General features: G+C 70.3%; 19 protein-coding genes. 12 read left to right on the top strand and 7 right to left on the bottom strand.

The features are described 5' to 3' along the window. Nucleotides 1–77 precede the first annotated feature (77 nt). The 5 genes from rpe (at nt 78) to H4W30_RS26045 (ending at nt 3774) form a co-directional block, all read left to right on the top strand. Nucleotides 78–746: a ribulose-phosphate 3-epimerase gene (rpe, locus tag H4W30_RS26065; RefSeq protein ID WP_126731931.1), complete on the top strand. Its 669-nt coding sequence runs from the start codon at nt 78–80 to the stop codon at nt 744–746. 112 nt (nt 747–858) lie between these two features. Further along, a complete protein-coding gene (locus H4W30_RS26060; protein WP_192745249.1) occupies nt 859–1482 on the top strand; it encodes a riboflavin synthase in 624 nt (207 codons plus the stop codon). A 53-nt stretch (nt 1483–1535) separates the two neighbouring features. Further along, nucleotides 1536–2810, top strand: coding sequence for a bifunctional 3,4-dihydroxy-2-butanone-4-phosphate synthase/GTP cyclohydrolase II (locus tag H4W30_RS26055; protein WP_192746827.1), 1275 nt, complete (start codon nt 1536–1538; stop codon nt 2808–2810). Beyond that, a complete protein-coding gene (gene ribH / locus H4W30_RS26050; protein WP_192745248.1) occupies nt 2807–3313 on the top strand; it encodes a 6,7-dimethyl-8-ribityllumazine synthase in 507 nt (168 codons plus the stop codon). The genes H4W30_RS26055 and ribH overlap by 4 nt, the downstream gene beginning before the upstream one ends. Before the next feature lie 17 nt (nt 3314–3330). Then, the gene (locus H4W30_RS26045; protein WP_126731744.1) at nt 3331–3774 is read left to right on the top strand and encodes a PH domain-containing protein; all 444 of its coding nucleotides are present in this window, start codon (nt 3331–3333) and stop codon (nt 3772–3774) included. Nucleotides 3775–3900: 126 nt separating this feature from the next. Here H4W30_RS26045 and H4W30_RS26040 read toward each other — a convergent pair whose 3' ends face one another. Continuing rightward, the gene (locus H4W30_RS26040; RefSeq protein WP_192745247.1) at nt 3901–4680 is read right to left on the bottom strand and encodes an exodeoxyribonuclease III; all 780 of its coding nucleotides are present in this window, start codon (nt 4678–4680) and stop codon (nt 3901–3903) included. A 97-nt stretch (nt 4681–4777) separates the two neighbouring features. Then, complete coding sequence (locus H4W30_RS26035; RefSeq protein ID WP_192745246.1) at nt 4778–5515, bottom strand: S1 family peptidase; 738 nt, start codon at nt 5513–5515, stop codon at nt 4778–4780. A gap of 238 nt (nt 5516–5753) precedes the next feature. Here H4W30_RS26035 and uvrC point away from each other — a divergent pair, with 238 nt between their 5' ends. The 4 genes from uvrC to whiA are packed head-to-tail and all read left to right on the top strand — an operon-like array spanning nt 5754 to nt 10589. Further along, the gene (gene uvrC, locus H4W30_RS26030) at nt 5754–7712 is read left to right on the top strand and encodes an excinuclease ABC subunit UvrC (RefSeq protein WP_192745245.1); all 1959 of its coding nucleotides are present in this window, start codon (nt 5754–5756) and stop codon (nt 7710–7712) included. Nucleotides 7713–7762: 50 nt separating this feature from the next. After that, on the top strand, nt 7763–8620 hold the full coding sequence (rapZ, locus tag H4W30_RS26025; protein WP_034311885.1) for an RNase adapter RapZ: 858 nt from the start codon (nt 7763–7765) through the stop codon (nt 8618–8620). Continuing rightward, a complete protein-coding gene (locus H4W30_RS26020; RefSeq protein WP_192745244.1) occupies nt 8607–9581 on the top strand; it encodes a gluconeogenesis factor YvcK family protein in 975 nt (324 codons plus the stop codon). Before rapZ ends, H4W30_RS26020 begins: the two co-directional genes overlap by 14 nt. 18 nt (nt 9582–9599) lie before the next feature. After that, nucleotides 9600–10589 carry a DNA-binding protein WhiA gene (whiA, locus tag H4W30_RS26015; RefSeq protein WP_005152315.1) on the top strand — a complete coding sequence of 330 codons (990 nt, stop codon included), beginning with the start codon at nt 9600–9602 and terminating at the stop codon, nt 10587–10589. A gap of 40 nt (nt 10590–10629) precedes the next feature. Here the strand turns inward: whiA and H4W30_RS26010 are convergent, their stop codons facing one another. From H4W30_RS26010 to H4W30_RS25995, 4 genes are all read right to left on the bottom strand, one after another. Continuing rightward, nucleotides 10630–11589, bottom strand: coding sequence for a prenyltransferase/squalene oxidase repeat-containing protein (locus tag H4W30_RS26010; RefSeq protein ID WP_318780676.1), 960 nt, complete (start codon nt 11587–11589; stop codon nt 10630–10632). After that, the gene (locus H4W30_RS26005; protein ID WP_192745242.1) at nt 11586–12293 is read right to left on the bottom strand and encodes a class I SAM-dependent methyltransferase; all 708 of its coding nucleotides are present in this window, start codon (nt 12291–12293) and stop codon (nt 11586–11588) included. The genes H4W30_RS26010 and H4W30_RS26005 overlap by 4 nt, the downstream gene beginning before the upstream one ends. Further along, nucleotides 12287–13501 carry a glycosyltransferase family 4 protein gene (locus H4W30_RS26000; protein WP_318780675.1) on the bottom strand — a complete coding sequence of 405 codons (1215 nt, stop codon included), beginning with the start codon at nt 13499–13501 and terminating at the stop codon, nt 12287–12289. Before H4W30_RS26000 ends, H4W30_RS26005 begins: the two co-directional genes overlap by 7 nt. 194 nt (nt 13502–13695) lie before the next feature. Beyond that, nucleotides 13696–16470 carry an FHA domain-containing protein gene (locus tag H4W30_RS25995; protein WP_318780674.1) on the bottom strand — a complete coding sequence of 925 codons (2775 nt, stop codon included), beginning with the start codon at nt 16468–16470 and terminating at the stop codon, nt 13696–13698. Between the two features lie 51 nt (nt 16471–16521). On the opposite strand from H4W30_RS25995, the gene H4W30_RS25990 reads away from it, so the two are divergent. Both H4W30_RS25990 and H4W30_RS25985 read left to right on the top strand, forming a co-directional pair. Further along, entirely contained in the window at nt 16522–17445 is a 924-nt protein-coding gene (locus H4W30_RS25990; RefSeq protein WP_192745241.1) for an alpha/beta hydrolase family protein, read from the top strand. 86 nt (nt 17446–17531) lie between these two features. Then, on the top strand, nt 17532–18536 hold the full coding sequence (locus tag H4W30_RS25985; RefSeq protein ID WP_192745240.1) for a glucosyl-3-phosphoglycerate synthase: 1005 nt from the start codon (nt 17532–17534) through the stop codon (nt 18534–18536). Here the strand turns inward: H4W30_RS25985 and H4W30_RS25980 are convergent. Continuing rightward, nucleotides 18510–19388 carry a sterol desaturase family protein gene (locus H4W30_RS25980; RefSeq protein WP_192745239.1) on the bottom strand — a complete coding sequence of 293 codons (879 nt, stop codon included), beginning with the start codon at nt 19386–19388 and terminating at the stop codon, nt 18510–18512. The two genes, H4W30_RS25985 and H4W30_RS25980, sit on opposite strands and share 27 nt — an antisense overlap. 84 nt (nt 19389–19472) lie before the next feature. On the opposite strand from H4W30_RS25980, the gene H4W30_RS25975 reads away from it, so the two are divergent. Further along, complete coding sequence (locus H4W30_RS25975) at nt 19473–20084, top strand: TetR/AcrR family transcriptional regulator (RefSeq protein WP_318780673.1); 612 nt, start codon at nt 19473–19475, stop codon at nt 20082–20084. Nucleotides 20085–20095: the final 11 nt, after the last annotated feature.

Genomic DNA, 20095 nt, shown 5'->3' with positions numbered 1-20095 from the left:
GACCGGGTCGCCGGTCACAGCCGGTTAGCGGGCGTTAGCGGCGCCCTCCTACACTCGGGCGCGTGGCTCACCGACCTTTGATCGCACCCAGCATCCTCTCCGCGGACTTCGCCCGGCTCGGCGACGAGATCCGCGCCGTCGCGGGCGAGGGGGACACTCGCGCGGACTGGGTCCACGTCGACGTCATGGACGCGCATTTCGTGCCGAACCTGACCCTCGGGCTCCCCGTGGTGAAGTCGCTGCTCAAGGCCACCGACGTGCCGATCGACTGCCACCTGATGATCGAGAACCCCGACAAGTGGGCCATCGGGTACGCCGAGGCGGGCGCCTACAACGTCACCGTGCACGTCGAGGCCGCGCACGACCCGATCGCGCTGGCGAAGAACCTGCGCGCCGCCGGGGCGAAGGCCGGCCTGTCGATCAAGCCGAACACGCCGATCGAGGACCACCTCGAGACCCTCAAGCACTACGACACGCTGCTGGTGATGTCGGTCGAGCCCGGTTTCGGCGGGCAGTCGTTCATCGAGGGCGTCCTCGACAAGGTCCGCACCGCGCGGCGCCTGGTCGACACCGGCCACCTCAAGCTCGTCGTGGAGATCGACGGCGGGATCAACGCCGACACCATCGAGCAGGCCGCCGAGGCCGGCGTGGACTGCTTCGTCGCCGGTTCCGCCGTCTACGGCGCCGAAGACCCTGGTAAGGCCGTCGCGGCGCTACGCGAGCAGGCGGCCCGCGTCCGCGGCTGATCCCGCCTCGTGATCCGCCGTCGGGTCAGGAGAAGGAATCGGTCCCGGTGGGTGTTGGATGGGGGAAGCACCGTTTCCAGCGACGGTGCGACCCAGGAGGAGGGCAGCAGGAGTGTTCACCGGCATTGTCGAGGAACTCGGCGAGGTCACCGCGGTCGAGCAGATCCCGAACGCCGCGAGACTGACCGTGCGGGGGCCGCTGGTGACCAGCGACGCCGGGCACGGCGACTCCATCGCGGTGAGTGGCGTGTGCCTCACCGTGGTCGCGGTGGCGGGCGGTGAGTTTACCGTCGATGTCGTGCACGAGACCCTGCAGCGCTCCAGCCTCGCGAAGGTGCACGTCGGCGACGTCGTGAACCTCGAACGCGCGACGCCGGCGGGCGGCAGGCTCGGCGGGCACATCATGCAGGGCCATGTCGACGGCACCGGCGTCTTCCTCAAACGCGACGAGGTGGGACTCACCACGTTCGCGCTGCCGAAGAAGCTGTCCCGGTACGTCGTCGAGAAGGGGTCGATCGCGGTCGACGGCGTCTCCCTCACGGTCGCTTCGGTGACCGACGAGGAGTTCTCCGTCGCCCTGATCCCGACCACCCTCGAACTGACCACCCTCGGCCGGAACACCACGGGTGACCTGGTGAACCTCGAGGTCGACGTGGTCGCCAAATACGTCGAGAAGCTGGCCATGCCGCACCTGCGCGCGCAGGGGGACAATGGCGGTACGGAGGAGCGGGCGTGAGCGAGACGAGTGCGATTCCGGGGTCGGCCGGGCTGACCCCCTGTGGAGGCGGGGTGGCCGTGAACGCCGATGCCATCGAGGCGGCCATCGCCGACATCAAGGCGGGCCGTCCGGTCGTCGTGGTGGACGACGAGGACCGCGAGAACGAGGGTGACCTGATCTTCGCGGCGGAGAAGGCCACGCCGGAACTGATGGCCTTCATGGTGCGCTACACCTCCGGGTACGTCTGCGTGGCGCTGACCGAGCCCGAGGCGGACCGGCTCGATCTGCCGCCGATGTACCACACGAACCAGGACCAGCGCGGCACCGCGTACAGCGTCACGGTCGACGCCGCCGAGGGCATCACCACCGGCATCTCCGCGGCCGACCGGTCGCACACCGTCCGGCTGCTCGCCGACCCGGCGTCGAAGGCGTCGGACTTCCGGCGGCCCGGCCACGTGGTTCCGTTGCGCGCCAAGCAGGGCGGCGTCCTGCGGCGCCCGGGGCACACCGAGGCCGCCGTCGACCTGGCCCGGCTCGCCGGGCTCTCGCCGTCCGGCGTGCTCTGCGAGATCGTTTCGCAGAAGGACGAGGGCGACATGGCCCGCCGCGACGAACTCGAGGTCTTCGCCGCGGACCACGACCTCAAGATGATCACCATCGCCGACCTGATCGCGTACCGGCGGCGCACCGAGAAGCAGGTCGAGCGGGTCGCCGAGGCACGTATCCCGCTGTCCGCGGGCACCTTCCGCGCGGTCGGCTACGACAGCCTGCTCGACGGGATCGAGCACATCGCGTTCGTCTACGGCGAGATCGGCGACGGCGAGGACATCCTGGTCCGCGTGCACTCCGAGTGCCTGACCGGCGACGTCTTCGGTTCGCTGCGCTGCGACTGCGGCCCGCAGCTGGAGGCCGCGCTGGAAGCGGTCGCCAAGGAAGGGCGCGGCATCGTGCTCTACATCCGCGGCCACGAGGGCCGGGGCATCGGGCTGCTGCACAAACTGCAGGCCTACCAGCTGCAGGACGCGGGCGCGGACACCGTCGACGCGAACCTGCAGCTCGGCGTCCCCGCCGACGCGCGGGACTACGGCACCGGCGCGCAGATCCTGTGCGACCTCGGCGTCCGCTCCATGCGGCTGCTGACGAACAACCCGGCCAAGCGCGTCGGGCTGGAGGGCTACGGCCTGCGGGTCAGCGGGCGGGTGTCGCTGCCGATCTCGCCGAACCCGGAGAACCTGCGCTACCTCAAGACCAAACGGGACCGGATGGGGCACGACCTGTCCCAGCTGGAGCATTTCGACCAGGTCGGCGCCGAGGTCGACCAGGGCAACGGAGGTGGCACGCGGTGAGCGGCGAGGGCCGTCCGGACGTCGAACTCGACCTGTCCGACTGTAAGAACATCCGGCTCGGGATCGTGGCCACACGCTGGCACACGAAGATCACGGGCGCGCTGCTGGAACGCGCCCTCGAGGCGGCCAAGGCGGCCGACCTGGAGGAGGAGCCGACGGTCGTGCGCGTCGCGGGCGCCGTCGAACTTCCCGTCGCCGCGCAGGCGCTGGCCCGCACGCACGACGCGGTCGTCGCGCTGGGCGTGGTCATCCGGGGCGGGACGCCGCATTTCGAGTACGTCTGCGACGCGGTCACCGCGGGCTTGACCAGGGTCGCGCTCGACGAGAGCACCCCGGTCGGCAACGGCGTGCTCACCTGCGACAGCGAACAGCAGGCCCTCGACCGGTCGGGGCTGCCCGGCTCCGTCGAGGACAAGGGCTACGAAGCGACGGTCGCCGCGCTGGACGCCGCGCACGCGCTGCGGAACCTGCGCCAGCCGTGGACCGAGCGGGGTTTCGTGTGAGCGTCGAGGCGGATGTGATGACGGAGTCCGAGGTCGTGGTGGTGCGGCCCCGCCGTGCCCTGGTGATGTGCTCGGTGCTGGCGGTGATCATGCTGGCGACGTTCGTGGTCGTCGCGGTCCTGCTGCGCGGCTCGGACACGGGCGTGATCTTCCAGCCGTCCGACCAGGCGGCGATGATCGGTATCGGAGTCCTGCTCGCCGCGGGCACCATGCTGTTCGCGACCGCGCGCGTGAAGGCCGACGCCGACGGCATCGAGGTCCGGAACGTGCTGATGACCAAGAAGTTCGCGTGGAGCGAGGTGCTCTCGGTGAGTTTCCCGGACGGGGCCTCGTGGGCGCGGCTGGAGCTGCCGGACGACGAGTACTACTCGGTCATGGCGGTGCAGGCGGTGGACCGGGAACGCGCGGTGGCCGCGGTGCGGGCGCTGCGGAAGTTGCACAAGGCGGCCTGGGAGGGCTGACCTCTCACGAGACTTGACCCACTACGCCACCGCCGCCCCTGAACTACGTGAAGGCCCCCTTCACTGCGTCTAGCGCAGTGAAGGGGGCCTTCACGTAGTTGGGAAGGGGATCCACCGACCCACCGCTTAAAGCGAAAGATCCACCACGATCGGCGCGTGGTCCGAGGGGCCCTTGCCCTTCCGCGCCTCACGGTCCACATAGGAATCCGTCACCGCGCCGGCCACCGTCGCGTCGGCGTACACGAGGTCGATCCGCATTCCCTTGTTGTTCGGGAAGTTCCCCGCCCGGTAGTCCCAGTACGTGAACGGGTGGTCGTACTTCAGCGGCCGCGGGAACACGTCCGAAAGCCCGAGATCGCGCAGCGCGGCGAGCGCCTTCCGCTCCGGCTCGGTCACGTGCGTCGATTCGGCGAACACGCCGATGTCCCAGACGTCGGCGTCGGTCGGCGCGATGTTGAAGTCGCCGAGCACCGCGAACGGCAGCCCGCGCGCCTGCTCCTCCCGCACGGTCGCCTCCAGCGCCGAAAGCCAGGCGAGTTTGTAGCCGTAGTGCGGGTTCTCCAGGTCGCGCCCGTTCGGCACGTACACCGACCACAGCCGCAGCCCGCCGCAGGTGGCGCCGATGGCCCGCGCGTCGGTCTTGTCCTCGAAGGTGGGCTCGCCGGTCAGCCCGCGTGTGACGTCTTCCAGCCCGACGCGGGACAAGATCGCGACGCCGTTCCAGCGCCCGATGCCGTACGCGGCCGTCTCGTAGCCCAGTTCCTTCACCGCGTCGAAGGGGAAGGCGTCGGTGCCGCTCTTGAGTTCCTGCAGGCACAGCACGTCCGGCTGCACCGAGCCGAGCCACTCCAGCACCCTCGGCAGCCGGGGCCCGATCGAGTTCACGTTCCAGGTCGCGATCCGCATGCCCGCGAGCGTCCCACACCCCACCGACACTCCGACGTGAAAGGGGCCCCTGCCGAGACGGGTCACGTCGCGACAGGGGCCCCGGCCGGGGTGGAGGTCAGACCCCGGTGGTCGAGCGGATCCAGGAGCGGGCCGAAGCGACGCTGCCGTAGTTGTTGGTGCCGCGGATGTTCGAGCCGCTCTGGTTCTGCACGGTCGAAGCGACACCGACCTGGACGCCGTTGTAGACCTGGGGGCCGCCCGAGTCGCCCTTCCACGCCGAGCCGTTGATGCCGACGCTCTGGATGGCCGGGCCGCCGTAGGCGTCGCGCGAGCTGCCGGTGACGCGGACGTCGGCCACCTTCAGCGCCGAGGCGGGCGGGCCGGTCGGGGTCTCGCGGCCCCAGCCGTAGAGCTGGTTGGTGCTGCCGACCGGCGGGTTCGAGCCGGCCAGGCTGATCGGCGTGACACCGGCGTCGGAGGCCAGGTGCAGCAGCGAGATGTCGGCGCCGTTCGGCGAGGACACCTTGCGGTCGACGGCGATCTCACGTCCGCCCTGGAGCTGGTTGCTGCCGACGCGGACCCGCATGCCGCTGCCGTCGGAGTCGAGGCAGTGCTTGGCGGTCAGGACCCAGCGCTGGGCGATGACGCTGCCGGAGCAGTTGAACCCGTCCCACTGACGGCCCGGGGTGTTGACGTAGACCTGGGCGCCCCAGCTCACGGTGGGGGCGGTGCCGCCGCCCACGATGTTGGGCTGGACACCGGTGGGGGTGCCCGCGGAGGCGACCGCGCCGGCGGTCATGGTGAGGGCTGCGGCGGCGAGGGTGGCGGCGCCCAGCGTACGAAGACGGCTCACGGTGCAGGAGTCCTTTCGAGCGTCATCTGACGAAGAACCGAGTGAAGTGGAACTGGGACGGAAAGTAATCACCTGGTTCACCCGCTAGGAACCAACGAACGTCTGATCCGGCCGAAGACCCGACTTAGGTCGGTATACGTAATGAAACACGGACCGCATCGTGGTAGGCGCCACTCGAACGAGGGCTAGAGCATGGGGGCTCGCAAGACTGTCGGTGGTGCCCCATAGGCTTGGCGGCGTGGCTGACCCGACCACCTACCGTCCCTCGCCGGGGAGCATCCCGGACGCCCCTGGCGTGTACAAATTCCGTGACGCCACGAAGAGGGTCATCTACGTCGGCAAGGCGAAAAGCCTCCGAAGCAGGCTGAACTCCTACTTCGCGGACCTCACCGGCTTGCACCCGCGCACGCGCCAGATGGTGACGACGGCGGCGAGCGTCGAGTGGACCGTGGTGAGCACCGAGGTCGAGGCGCTCCAGCTGGAGTACAACTGGATCAAGGAGTTCGACCCGCGGTTCAACGTCCGGTACCGCGACGACAAGAGCTACCCGGTCCTCGCCGTCACGATGAACGAGGAGTTCCCGCGCCTGCACGTCTATCGCGGCGCGCGCAAGAAGGGCGTGCGGTACTTCGGTCCGTACGCGCACGCCTGGGCCATCCGCGAAACGCTCGACCTGCTGCTCCGTGTCTTCCCGGCGCGCACCTGCTCGGCGGGCGTCTTCAAACGGCACGGCCAGATCGGCAGGCCGTGCCTGCTCGGTTACATCGGCAAGTGCTCCGCTCCATGCGTCGGCAAGGTTTCCGCCGACGAACACCGCGCCATCGTCGAGGATTTCTGTGACTTCCTCGCCGGCCGCACCGACGCGCTGATCCGCCGCCTGGAACAGGAAATGGCGGCCGCGTCCGAAGAGCTGGAGTTCGAGCGCGCGGCCCGGCTGCGCGACGACCTCGGCGCGTTGCGGCGCGCGATGGAGAAGCAGGCCGTCGTACTCGGCGACGGTACCGACGCGGACGTCGTCGCCTTCGCCCACGACGAACTCGAAGCCGCGGTCCAGGTCTTCCACGTGCGCGGCGGCCGGGTCCGCGGCCAGCGCGGCTGGGTGATCGACAAGGCCGAGGAGATGGACGTCAAGGATCTCGTCGACCATTTCCTCACCCAGTTCTACGGTGAGGAGGCCGAACGAGCGGACGATCCCGACCTCGGGTCGCCGGTCCCGCGCGAGGTCCTCGTCCCCGAGCTGCCCGCCGACGCCGAGGCGCTCGGTGAATGGCTTTCCGGGCTGCGTGGGTCGAGGGTGAGCCTGCGGGTGCCGCAGCGCGGGGACAAGCGCGCGCTGGCGGAGACGGTGACCCGCAACGCCGGCGAGGCGTTCACCCAGCACAAGCTGCGCCGCGCCGGCGATCTCACGGCGCGTTCGGCCGCGCTGGCGGAACTGCAGGATTACCTGGCGCTGGAAACCGCGCCGCTGCGCATCGAATGCGTCGACATCAGCCATATCCAGGGCAGTGACGTGGTGGCCTCGCTCGTGGTGTTCGAGGACGGGATCCCGCGCAAGTCCGAGTACCGGCGCTTCGCCTTGCGCGAGGCCGCGGAGGAGGGCGACGTCGCCTCGATCGCCGAGGTCGTCCGGCGCCGTTTTTACCGTTATCTCAAGGAAAACGCCGAAGGTGCCGAGGTCGATCCGGAGCGCCCGGGCATCGACCCGGAGACCGGCAAGCCGCGCAAGTTCGCGTACGCGCCGAACCTGCTGGTCGTCGACGGCGCTGGCCCGCAGGCCACCGCCGCGGCGGACGTCCTGTCCGAGCTGGGCGTCACCGATGTCGCCGTGGTCGGCCTGGCGAAGCGGCTGGAGGAGGTGTGGCTGCCGGGCGACCCCGATCCGGTGATCCTGCCGCGCACCTCCGACGCGCTGTATCTGCTGCAGCGGCTGCGCGACGAGGCGCACCGCTTCGCCATCCGGTACCACCGGGAGAAGCGGTCCAAGCGGATGCAGGTGTCCGCATTGGACGGTGTGCCCGGTCTGGGGCAGGCTCGCCGTACCGCGTTGATCAAGCATTTCGGCTCGGTGAAGAAACTCCGCGAAGCGCGGATAGAGGAGATCGAGGCGGTGCCCGGCTTCGGCAGGCGCACCGCCGAAGCGGTCGTCGCGGCACTCGCAGGGGAGCAGCCGCAGACGGCGGGGGAGTCCAGTACGTGACCGGTGAAGGGACCATCGTGAGTGCGCAAGAAGAAGGCCGCGGTTCGGGGATGGAGGTCGCGGTCGTTTCCGGTCTGTCCGGCGCCGGCCGCAGCACCGCCGCGAAATGCCTGGAGGATCTGGGCTGGTTCGTGGTGGACAACCTGCCCCCCGAGCTGATCGCCACCATGGTCGAGCTCGGCGCGCAGGCGCGGGGCGCGATCACCAAGGTCGCCGTCGTGATGGACGTGCGCTCGCGCGCGTTCACCGACGACCTGGCTTCGGTCATCAAGGACCTCGACGCCCGCGGCTACAAGCCGCGCGTCCTGTTCCTGGAGGCCACGGACGCGGTGCTGGTGCGCCGGTTCGAGGCCGTCCGCCGCGGTCACCCGATGCAGGGTGACGGCAGGCTCGCCGACGGCATCACCGCGGAGCGCACGCTCCTGGAGCCGCTGCGGGAAGAGGCCGACCTCGTGCTCGACACGTCGTCGCTTTCGGTGCACGACCTGCGCGCCAAGATAGAGGACGCCTTCGGTTCCGAAGCGAGCACGCAGACCCGCGTCACTGTGCTCTCGTTCGGCTACAAGTACGGCCTTCCGATGGACGCCGACCTGGTGATGGACGTCCGCTTCCTGCCGAACCCGTTCTGGATCCCGGAACTGCGCGACCACACCGGTCTCGAAGGCGAGGTCCGCAACTACGTGCTCAGCCAGGAAGGCGCGGACGAGTTCCTCGACCGCTACCACCAGCTGCTGCGCCTGATCGGCGCGGGTTACAAGCGCGAGGGCAAGCGGTACCTGACGCTGGCCGTCGGCTGCACGGGCGGGAAGCACCGCAGTGTCGCCATCTCCGAGGAGCTCGCCCAGCGTCTGTCCAATGAGGACGGTATGGCCGTGAAGGTGGTGCACCGCGACCTTGGCCGCGAGTGAACCGCGCGCGGTCGCACTGGGTGGCGGGCACGGCCTGCACGCCACCCTCACCGCGTTGCGCCGGGTGACCTCGCAGGTCACCGCCGTGGTCACCGTCGCGGACGACGGGGGCTCGTCCGGCAGACTGCGCCGGGAGCTCGGGCTGCTGCCGCCGGGCGACCTGCGGCAGGCCTTCGCCGCGTTCGCCGCAGAAGACGGCGGGACCCTGTGGGCGGAGGTGTTCCAGCACCGCTTCGGCGGCGACGGCGCGCTCGCCGGGCACGCGGTCGGGAACCTGTTGCTGGCCGGGTTGTTCGAGGTGCTCGGGGATCCGGTCGCCGCGCTCGACGAGGCGAGCAGGCTCATGGGCATCTCCGGCCGCGTCCTGCCGATGTCACCCGAACCGCTGGAGATTCAGGGCGAGGTTTCGGGGCTGGACGCCGAGAATCCCGACGCTGTCCGGCGGATCCGCGGTCAGGTGGCGGTGGCGACGACGCCGGGGCAGGTCCACCGGATCAGCCTCCACCCGGCCGGGCAGGCCGATCGGCCGCCGCGCGGCTGCGCCGAGGCGATCGAGGCGGTGCTCGGCGCGGACGTGGTGTTCCTCGGCCCGGGGTCGTGGTTCACCAGTGTGCTGCCCCATCTGCTGGTACCGGATCTGCACGACGCGTTGCTCCGGACGGACGCCACGAAGGTCGTGATCCTCAACCTGATCCCCCAACCGGGGGAGACGGCGGGGTTCTCGCCGGAAAAGCATTTGGACGTACTGTTCGAACACGCCCCGGAGTTGCGGGTGGACGCGGTCATCGCGGACCGGGACTCGGTGCCCTCACCAGCCCGGTTGCGGGACGCGGCCGGGAGACTGGGCGCGCGGGCGTTGCTGGGGGCGGTGGCTGACCCGGTCGTGACGGGGCGGCATGATCCTGATGCGCTCGCGGGCTGTATGCGAGACGCTCTGGAGTCTCACCGGGGGAGGAGCTGAAGGTATGGAGGGGCAGCGATGGCGATGACCGCCGCCGTGAAGGACGAGCTGAGCCGGCTGGAGATCACCAAGATCGGCCCGCGCCGCGCGGAGGTCGCGTCGATGCTGCGATTCGCGGGCGGGCTGCACATCGTGGCCGGCCGCGTCGTGGTGGAGGCCGAACTCGACACCGGTTCGGTGGCGAGGCGGCTGCGCAAGGAGATCCACGAACTGTACGGGCACCAGTCCGACGTCCACGTCATCTCCTCCAGCGGATTGCGCAAGGGCACGCGGTACGTCGTCCGGGTGGTCAAGGACGGCGAGGGGCTCGCCCGGCAGACCGGTCTGATCGATCAGCGCGGCCGTCCGGTGCGCGGGCTGCCCGCCGCCGTCGTGTCCGGCGGTGTCGCCGACGCGGAAGCCGCCTGGCGCGGCGCGTTCCTGGCGCACGGGTCGCTCACCGAACCCGGGCGGTCGTCGTCGCTCGAAGTCACCTGCCCCGGCCCCGAAGCCGCGCTGGCGCTCGTCGGCGCCGCCCGGCGGATGGGCATCCAGGCCAAGTCGCGCGAGGTCCGCGGCGCGGACCGGGTCGTCGTGCGTGACGGTGACGCCATCGGCGCGCTGCTCACCCGGCTCGGCGCGCACACGAGCGTGCTCGCCTGGGAAGAGCGGCGGATGCGCCGCGAGGTGCGCGCCACAGCGAACCGGCTGGCGAACTTCGACGACGCGAACCTGCGGCGTTCGGCCCGCGCGGCCGTCGCGGCGGCGGCCAGGGTGGAGCGCGCGCTGGACATTCTCGGCGAATCCGCGCCGGAGCACCTGCTCGCCGCGGGCAAGCTGCGCCTGTCGAACCGGCAGGCCTCGCTCGAAGAGCTGGGCCAGCTTTCCGATCCGCAGATGACGAAGGACGCCGTCGCCGGCCGGATCCGCCGCCTGCTGGCGATGGCCGACAAGAAGGCGAAGGAACAGGGCATTCCGGACACCGAATCCGCGGTCACCCCGGACATGCTGGAGGAAGACGAGGCCTGACGTCACCTCTCGTGAGTGGTAAGGACGGTTCTAACCGTCCTTACCACTCACGAGGTTGCTCGCCAAAGACCTCGCACGTCGCCGGGTCGCCATCGAGGGCGGCGGTCGCCAGGAGCACGGCGCCCGAGGTCCACGTGGTGCGCTCGTCCGGCCAGAATTCCTCGTCCACGAACTGATAGCCGGTCCAGTACGAGCCGTCGTCGAGCCGGAGCCGGGTGAGGCACGCGAGGAGTTCGGCCGCGCGGGCCCGGTCGCCGCGGGCGGCGAGGGTCAGCGCCAGTTCGGCGGTCTCCCCGCCGGTGACCCACGGTTCGTGGTGTACGCAGCGCACCCCCAGCCCGGGCACGACGAACCGGTCCCAGCCCGCCGCCAGCCGCGCCGAGGCTTCGGCGCCGGTCACCACGGAGCCCAGAACCGGGTAGTACCAGTCCATCGCGTGTGGTTTCGCCGCGAACAGCCGCGGCTGGCCGACCAGGGCCGCCCGCAGCCGGTGCGCCGCGTCCAGCCAATGTGGACGGTCGAGCCCCATCGTGGACGCGAGCGCCAGTGCCTGCGTCAGCGCGTGGTGGATGCTGCTGCATCCCGTGACCAGCCGGATTCCGGGGTCGTCGCGCCAGGGGATGGCGCCCGACGGCTGCTGCCGCCGAAGGACGGCGTCGACGGCCCTGTCCACGACGGGCCACATCCGGTCCAGCCAGGCGCGATCCCCGGTCAGCAGGAAATGGTGCCGGGTCCCGACCGCGACGTAGGCGGTGAAGTTCGTGTCCATAGTGGACAAGTCGATTCCACCGTCGCGGTACCGAGCCGCCCAAGATCCGTCGGGACGCTGGCTCCGGGCGAGCCAGTCGTACGCTGCTTCGGCCTCTGCCCCGAACTCGGCGACGTCCAGCCCCATGGCGGCTTCGAGATGGTTCCAGGGATCGAGGTGCCCGCCGGTCTCCCAGGGGATCCCGCCGTCGGGCCGCTGCACGGCCGCGATGCCGGCGGCGGTGGCCTTCACGGTTTGCGCGCGTAGACGACGAGGCTCTTGCCGAGCACGGGGTTCAGCGCCCACTCGGCGAACCGCACCGGCCGGGGGCTCCGCATGATGTCCCAGACCAGGAACCGGTGGTACAGCGCGCAGAGCCGATGCTCTTCGTCGGGACCGACGGCGCATTTGAGCCACCAGTACGGCGAGTGCAGGGCGTGCGCGTGATGGCCGCCGGTCGTCGACAGCCCGGCTTCCCTGAGCTTGCCGAGCAGTTCGCGGCGGCGGTAGATCCGGATGTGCCCGCCTTCGACCTCGTGATACGCGTCCGAGAGCAGCCAGCAGATCCGCTCCGGCCACCAGCGCGGCACGGTCGCCACGAGCCTGCCGCCGGGCGCCAGGACGCGGCTCGCCTCCGCGAGCACCGTCCGATCGGCGTGGATGTGCTCCAGCGTCTCGGCCACGATCACCCGGGTGAACGAACCGCTCGGGAACGGAAGCCGGAGGGCGTCCGCGCGGACGGCCAGCGCCGAAGCGGTGGTGGGGGCCTCGCCCGCCTCCGCCAGGTTGGCGAACATGTCCCGCACGTGTTTGAGCGCGATGTCGTCGAGATCGGCGGCGACCACGTCCGCGCCACGTTTGTACGCCTCGTAGGCGTGGCGGCCGTCGCCGCAGCCGAGATCGAGCACGCGGTCGCCGGGGCCGACGGGGAACCGGTCGAAGTCGACGGTCAGCATCCGGCACGCTCCCGGCCGAGGACCCTCCGGTAGTACGCCGCGGTCTCCTCGGCGGTGCGCTGCCAGCTCAGCGCCCCGGCCGTCTCCAGGCCCCGGGCCGCGAGGTCGGCGCGCAGGTGTTCGTCACCGAGGACCTTGGTGAGCGCTTCCGCGAGCGCCGGGACATCGCCCGGCGGCACCAGGATCCCCGCGTCGCCGACGACCTCGGGAAGCGCCCCGCCCGTCGTCGCGACGACCGGCGTCCCGCAGGCCATCGCCTCGGCGGCCGGCAGCGAGAACCCCTCGAACAGCGAAGGGATACAAGCGATTTCGGCCGAACACAGCAACCGTGCGAGTTCGTCGTCGGTCAGCCCGCTGACGAACCGGACGCCGGCGCCGGGACCGAGCCGGGCGAGTGCCCGCGCCGCCGGGCCATCCGGTTTCGGTTTGCCGACGATCACCAGTTCGCCCTCGATCCGTTCCCACGCCGACAGGAGGTGTTCGAGCCCCTTCAACGGTTCGTCGGCGCTGGCGGTGGCCACGACACGGCCCGGGACCCTCGGGATCTCCGGTCGCGGCCGGAAAACCCTGATGTCGGCCGCGAGCGGAACGACGTGGATCCGGTCGTCCGGAACGCCCATCTCCCGGCCGATGGCCGCGCGGGACGCCTGGGACACCGTCAGCGTCGGCAACCGCCGCGCGACGCGGTGCTGCATTCCCACGAACCCGTACCACCGCGCGACCCGTGCCGCCTCCCGTCCGGTGACGGTGGCGAGCTTCAACGTCCGGTCCACGGCGATCGGATGGTGGACGGTGGCGATCGTCGGCAGTCCACAGTGGAGCATGCCGTAGCCGAGCCCCTGGTTGTCGTGGACGAGGTCGAATTCGCCTCGGCGCTTCGCGAGATGCCGCACGGCACGCAGGGAGAACGCGAGCGGTTCGGGGAAGCCGCCGCGCCGCATGCCGAGGAATTCCACCCACGACGGCAGATCACGTAGCTCCTTCGGCCGTGGTGTCCGGAAGGGATTCGGCTCCGCGAACAGGTCGAGCCCGGGGATCTTCGTCAGCCGCACGCCCTCATCCACCTCCGGATAGGGCGGCCCGGACAGCACCTCGACGCGATGCCCCAGCGCGGCGAGTTCGCGGCTCAGATGCCGGACGTACACGCCCTGCCCGCCGCTGCGCGGGTTCCCGCGGTAGGTCAGGAGCGCGATCCGCAGTGCGCTCACCGCTCACTCCCGCGTACCCCAGTACTCGAGCTGCTCGCGGATCTTCCGGGTTTCGTCGTGCCGTTCGCCGCGGACCTCGACGGAGTGGCTGAGTAGCTTGTCCCAGGTCGAGAGCGCCTCGGTGATCTGGCCGGCCTTGGCCAGGGCGAGCGCGAGCCCGAACCGGAGGTCGAGGACGTCGGGATGCCGCTCATTCAGCCGTCCCGTCGCTTCGCCGAGGAGCTGTCGATACTCCGAAACGACGGGGGGGGGTGCTCGATTTCGGCGCTCCAGAACGCGATGTTGTGCCGCACGTGGCCGACGATCTCGCCGTCGCCCAGCGCCTGTTTCGCCCGCGGCAGCAGCTCCCGGGAGAGGCGGAGGGACTCCGCCCCGTTCCCGGTCTTGCCTGTCGCCACCGCGAGTAGGTGCCGGGCGTGCAGCGTCTCGCGATGATCGGCTCCGAGAGCGTGCGTTGCGTCCCCGACAAGGGCTTCGAACGCCGACCGGGACTCTTCGAAGCGGCCGAGTTCCATAAGGAGGTATCCGATGTTGTGGCGAATGCTCAAGACCTCTTCGTCGCCACTCGACAGGGTGGCCGTGGCGATCGGCAGCAGTTCCTCGAACCGGGCGAGTGCCGCGGCCGCGTCGCCGGCCTTGCCGGTCCACGTCGCGTGCCGTGCCTTGCAGCGCAGCGTGATCCGGTCGGTCCCGCCGAGTTCCCGTTCCGCGCGGCGCGCCCAGGCCGCCCAGCGTTCCCGGTTCTCGACGGGAATGTGCGACGTCCTGCGCTCAAGTGCGGCGAGAGCGTCTTCATGGAGTCCTGCGAGCCAGAAATGCTCGGCCTCGTTGGCCGCCGCGTAGGCCTGTTCCAGCGTCGGCTCGTCGTCTCCGATCACGAGTGCCACCTCCGAGGTCGCCGCCGCCAGCCGGGCGTGCAGCCGGGTCGCCGCGTCGGGGAAGAGAACAGGTGCCTCTCCGGTCCACAGGACGGTTTCGTCGGCCAAGCCCGCTCGCGTCCGGCTGACCGAGTCACCGAGCCCGGCCAGGAAGTCGCGGACGTGGACCCGCCGATCCGGGCCACCCGCCGCCGCGCTCGCCGCGGTGAGGATCGAGATCGGGATGGGCCCGCGGGTCGCGGCGAGACCCAGCAGCTGCAGCAGGACGGCTTGCCCCGGCCGCGGCGAGGCCACCGCACCGGTGCCCTGCTCGACGTCGGCCTCCTCGTCCGCCCGCGCGACGCTGATGAAGGTGACCGTCGAATCGCCGAGCCGGAGCACGTCACCATGCGCCAGCGTGGCGGCCGGCATCCGCTGTCCGTTGACGAAGGTGCCGTTGGCGGAATCCAGGTCGGTCAGCCACGCGTTCGTGCCGTCCCAGCGGATCTTGCAGTGCAGCCGGGACACCCGCGAGTCCCCGAGCCGGATCGCGGCGTTCCTGCTGCGGCCGAGTGTCGTGAGCCCGAAGGACAGGTCGTGGTGCGCGGGCGCCTGACCGGGGACGTCGATGATCAGCGTGGCCGGGGTGATCCTCGGTGAAGTGGGCGAGCCGGTGTCGTAGCCGCCCCAACCGCCGCTGTCCGCCGGTTCCCGCGCCACGGGAACCGGGTCGACGGACGGCTGCCCCCAGCCGCCGGGCGGCTCGAAGCCGCCGGCCATCTCCAGGCGAACTTCGGCCGCGGCCGGAAGGCGCGCCGGATTCCGCGTCGCCACGACCGTCGTCACCGGTTCCAAGCCCGCTTCCGTCGACAGGCTCCGGATCAGCCCGCACACCCGTTCCCCGACGTCCGGGTCGAGGTCGTCGAGCCCGTCGATCGCGATCCGCACCGGTGCTCCGGTCCACTGTGGAGCGAGCGTCCGAAGCGGACCGAGCAGCGCCAGGTCGAAGACGCTCGCCCCGCTGCGGGCGGCGTCGTCGAGCCCGGCCCCGTGCGCCTGCTCGGCTTCGGCGAAACCGGGCACGGTGCGCCGCAGCTGGCGGGCCAGTTCCCGCGCGAGCCGCTCCGCCGTGTCACCGCGGTTCGCGAAGAGGACGCCGTGCAGGAAGTCGGGCGGCACATAGGATCCCGCCACCGACGGCCGGGCGAGCGCGGCCAGCATGGTCGACTTCCCCGCGCCGGCTTCACCCGTGATCGCGACCAGCCGGGCGCCGGTGAGCAGACGCCCGACGGTCTCGCCGAGTTTCGGATCCGGCTGATAGTTCGCGGTCAGCCGTTCGATCGTGGGCGCGGCGGGGTTACCCGCCAGCGGCGAACGCCGCCAAGCGGGGGAGGAGTTCAGCGCGAGCCACAGCCCTTGATCGGCCTCGGCCACCTCGCGGGTGCCGTCGAAACCGAGGTGGATGGCGGTCTGCATCGGGCACAGGCCGGTGATCACCCGTTTGAGATCCGCGCACCGGACGCGTTCGCCGAACTCCGTGTGCCCCGACCGCAGCACCGAGACCAGCGACCGGCTGAAACACCCGTTGGCCGCGACGCGGTCGTCCGAGGCGGTGAGCAGGTCGAAGCGTTTACCCGCTTCGCCGACGATCCTCAGCCAGCGTTGGCCCGCCTGCCTCGCGCCGATGCCGGCGTGACAGGTGTCGAGCAGGATCACCAGCCCGTCGAGCATCGAGTACCGGCCGAGCAGCTCCTTGATGCGCTGGGCGAACAGGAACGACCGGCGGCTGTCCACCGGGAGGCCGGTGTCCTTGGTGAGGAAGTAGAAGTCGTCGTCGGCGTATTCGCCGTGGCCGACGAGCGAGAGGAAGAGCGTCGCCTCGTCGTCCGACGCGCGCTCGAAGGCCTCCACGAGCGCGTCGTCCAGCTCGACCATGGTCGGGTCGACGAGCAGGCCGCGGCCGTCTCCGAGCGCGGGCACGCAGCCGCCGATCGCGGGGTCGAGCAGGGCCGTCGACACCTGATGCCCCGCGTCGGGGAGGAACGAGAGAAGGTTCAGCGAGTCGCATTGCGACGCGACCACCAACGACCTCCGCTCTCCCACGGAGATCACTTTGTCTCATCGGACGGTCACCGGCAAGGGCGGCCCGCGATACTGTGCGCCATGGCTCGGATCGTTCTGGTGCACGGCATCGCCCAGGAACAGAAGTCCGCGGACACCCTCGAGGCCGAATGGCTGCCCAGCCTGGCGGGCGGTGTCCGCCTCGCCGGTGACTCCGCGCTGGCCGACGCCGTGTGGCGCGACGCCCGGCCCGGTGACGCGCGGATGGCCTTCTACGGTGACCTGTTCCGCAAGGACGGCCAGCAGGGCGGCGCGGACGAACTCACCGCGGACGAGTGGGCGCTCGCCGAGACCCTGGCGGCGGAATGGCTCCGGAACGCGGCTTCGTCGGCGTCCCGCGAGTCGGACCGGAACCGGGCGAAGGCCGAACTGGACCTGCTCGGCGGTCCGGTGGGGGAGACGCAAGGCGTGCGCGCGGCGGCCCGTCCGGTGCTGAACGCGCTGGTGCGGTTGAAGCCGTTCGCGAGGCTCGGAGTCGCGTTCGCCGAACGCGTGATGGTCAAGGCGCTCAAACAGGTGACGCTGTACCTCACCGATGACACGATCCGGGAACGCGTGCAGGAGCGCGTCGCCGAGCACATCGGACCGGAGACCGAGGTGATCGTCGGGCATTCGCTCGGTTCGGTCGTCGCCTACGAGGCCGCCCATCGGCACGGCCGTCCGCTGCCGCTGCTGCTCACCCTCGGCTCGCCGCTGGGCCTGCGCACCGTGGTCTACGAACGGACCCGTCCGCAGCCGCCGTCCGTCCCGCCCGGCGTCGCGCGCTGGGTGAACCTGGCCGACCGTGACGATCTCGTCGCCGCGCGGCCGGATCTCAGCGGGCTGTTCCCCGGCGCCGACGGTGTCCTGGACAGCGGTTACACGGTCGACAACGGGGCGAAACCGCACGAGGCGGCGTTCTACCTCGCGAAGCGTCGCACCGGCGAGGTCCTCTCTCAGGCGTTAACCCGCGGCGGGCAGGCGTAACGCGGCGGTTTCCGCGGTGACGACCGATGGAAACAGCCGCACTCGAAGATCGCCGGAGAGGTGATCTTCGACGGAAGGGTGGAGCCATGCGGGTATCGGCGGAGGTCGGCACATGGCTCGCGCGGCGCAGCAGCCGGGCGGGTGACTGGTGGGCGGCGGAGCTGGTCGCCGCCAAACGCGGGACCCGGGTTTCGGTGGTGATCCCGGCCCGCGACGAAGAGGAGACGGTGGGCGCGATCGTCGGCACCATCCGGCGCGAGCTCGTCGAACGGTTCCCCCTGGTGGACGAGATCCTGGTGGTGGACAGCCATTCCACGGACGCGACAGCCGTGGTCGCCAGGGCGGCCGGAGCGGACGTCGTCGCGCAGGACGCGGTGTTCCCGGAACTGGAAAGCCTGGCGGGCAAGGGAGAAGCGCTCTGGAAGGGTGTCGCCGAGACCACCGGCGACCTCGTAGTCTTCGTCGACGGCGATCTCCGCGACTTCACCGCGGACTACGTGACCGGACTGCTCGGACCGCTGCTGACCGACCCGGGGATCGCCTACGTCAAAGGCTTCTACCACCGTCCGCTCGCCGGGACGGCGGGCGTCGAACCCGACGGCGGCGGCCGCGTCACCGAACTCGTCGCCCGGCCGCTGCTCAACATGTACTGGCCGGAGCTGGCCGGTTTCGTCCAGCCGCTCGCCGGCGAGTACGCGGGACGGCGCGAAGTGCTCGAAGGCATCCCGTTCGTCACGCATTACGGCGTCGAGGTCGGCCATCTGATCGACCTGCTCGAACTGCACGGGCTCGACGCGCTCGCGCAGGTCGACCTCGGCCACCGGACGCACCGCCACCAGAGCACGCAGGCACTCGGCCGGATGTCCGCCCAGATCATGCTGAGCCTGATGGACCGGCTGGAACGCGGTGGCCGGGTGATCTCCGCGGCGCCCCCGTCGACGTCGCTCGCCCAATTCCGGCGTGGCGCGGGGGAAGCCGTCGAGCGGGAACTCGTGCTCACCGACGTGGCGCTCACCCAGCGGCCGCCGCTGGAGAGCCTGCCGCCGGAGATCCGCCCGGAGAACTCACCCGCTTTGCGCAGGAGTGCTTAGCGCCTCCTTGGGCTGCCAGCCCGGCGGACCGAACACGTAGCCGAGTTTGTCCCGCCACGACCCCGCCGCGCGGACGTCGCGCAGGATCGAGCCGTATTCGTGGAAACCGACCTTGAGCAGGTTGTAGGAGTCGACGTTCTTGGTCAGCCCGTACGTCGGGCGTTTGCCCTCCGGCACGAAACTGCCGAACATCCGGTCCCAGATGATGAGGATGCCGCCGTAGTTCGCGTCGAGGTACTCCTGATCGCTGCCGTGGTGCACACGATGGTGTGAAGGCGTGTTGAACACGTACTCGAACCAGCGCGGCAGCTTCCGGATCTTCTCGGTGTGCACGAAGAACTGGTACACGAGGTCGATCGACAGGCCGGTGAGGATCATCCACGGCGGGATGCCCCCCAGCGCGAGGATCGACCAGAACGGCAGCTGGAAGTACGGGGTCCACTTCTGCCGCAACGCCGTCGAGAAGTTGTAGTGCTCGCTCGAATGGTGCACCTGGTGGCCGGCCCACATCAGCCGGACGCGGTGGCTCGCCCGGTGGTAGGCGTAGAAGACGATCTCCTGGCCCAGCAGCATCAGTACCCAGGTCCACCAGTCGTGCGGGCTGAACTTCACCGGCGCGAGCTCGTGGAGCGCGGCGAACACGAACAGCATGGCGATGCGGAAGACGCCGTTGATCACCACCGCCACCGCGCCCATGGACATGCTCGTGCGGGTGTCCTTGACGCTGTAGCCGATGACGTTGTCGTCGTGGCCCAGCACGTGCAGCGCGAGGATCTCGATCGCGACGAACAGCAGGAACACCGGTGTCGCCATCAGCACCGGGTCACTCAGATGGGCAAGAAAATCCGCCACCGCACCTCTCCCTCGTCCGCCCCCGTTATCTGACCATAAGGTAACTTACCCAAGGGTCACTTACCTCAGGGTAAGATAATCGCCGTGACAGAAGCAAGGGCCGTCGGCACGAAGGGGGTGCCCCGCGAAGAGCGGGAGACCCAGATCGTGCGCGCCGGGACGGAGGAGTTCGGCAGGAACGGGTACGCCGGGGCGTCGATGGTGGAGATCGCCCGCCGGGTCGGCGTCACGAAACCCTTGCTGTACCAGTACTTCGGCTCGAAGGACGGGCTGTACCTCGCCTGCCTGCACCGGGCGGGGGACAGGCTGACCGAGGGCGTCGCCGAGACGATGGCGGCGGAGGGCGAGCCGCCGGAACGGATGCCGCTCGCGGTGCTTTCGGCCATCTTCGAGACGTTCGACAACGACCGTTACGCCTGGAAGCTGCTCCGCGACCCGACGGTGCCTTCGACGGGTGAGATCGCCGGCGTCGCGATCGACTACCGCTACCGGCTCGACGGGTTCGCGCTGGTCGGCGCCGCCCAGCTGATGCACTCGCGGGGCCTTGACGACGATCGCGACATCGAGGCGATCGCGCAGGTGTGGACCGGCGTGGTCGATTCGCTGATCAGCTGGTGGATCGATCAGCCGGACCAGGACGCCGCGGCGATGACCGAACGGTGCGGGCGGATCATGCGGAACCTGTTCGGCTGGTGAACGAAAAACCA

The sequence above is a fragment of the Amycolatopsis roodepoortensis genome (assembly GCF_014873915.1).
GTDB lineage: Bacteria > Actinomycetota > Actinomycetes > Mycobacteriales > Pseudonocardiaceae > Amycolatopsis > Amycolatopsis roodepoortensis.
Note: the sequence above shows the minus strand (reverse complement) of the source record. Positions and strands in the feature narration are given on the sequence as shown.

Bases quoted from the DNA above. Each gene is read 5' to 3' on its own strand.
- H4W30_RS26045 (WP_126731744.1), top strand. From the start codon at position 3,331: ATGACGGAGTCCGAGGTCGTGGTGGTGCGGCCCCGCCGTGCCCTGGTG.
- H4W30_RS26040 (WP_192745247.1), bottom strand. From the start codon at position 4,680: ATGCGGATCGCGACCTGGAACGTGAACTCGATCGGGCCCCGGCTGCCG.
- rapZ (WP_034311885.1), top strand. From the start codon at position 7,763: ATGGAGGTCGCGGTCGTTTCCGGTCTGTCCGGCGCCGGCCGCAGCACC.
- whiA (WP_005152315.1), top strand. From the start codon at position 9,600: ATGGCGATGACCGCCGCCGTGAAGGACGAGCTGAGCCGGCTGGAGATC.
- H4W30_RS26005 (WP_192745242.1), bottom strand. From the start codon at position 12,293: ATGCTGACCGTCGACTTCGACCGGTTCCCCGTCGGCCCCGGCGACCGC.
- H4W30_RS25990 (WP_192745241.1), top strand. From the start codon at position 16,522: ATGGCTCGGATCGTTCTGGTGCACGGCATCGCCCAGGAACAGAAGTCC.
- H4W30_RS25985 (WP_192745240.1), top strand. From the start codon at position 17,532: ATGCGGGTATCGGCGGAGGTCGGCACATGGCTCGCGCGGCGCAGCAGC.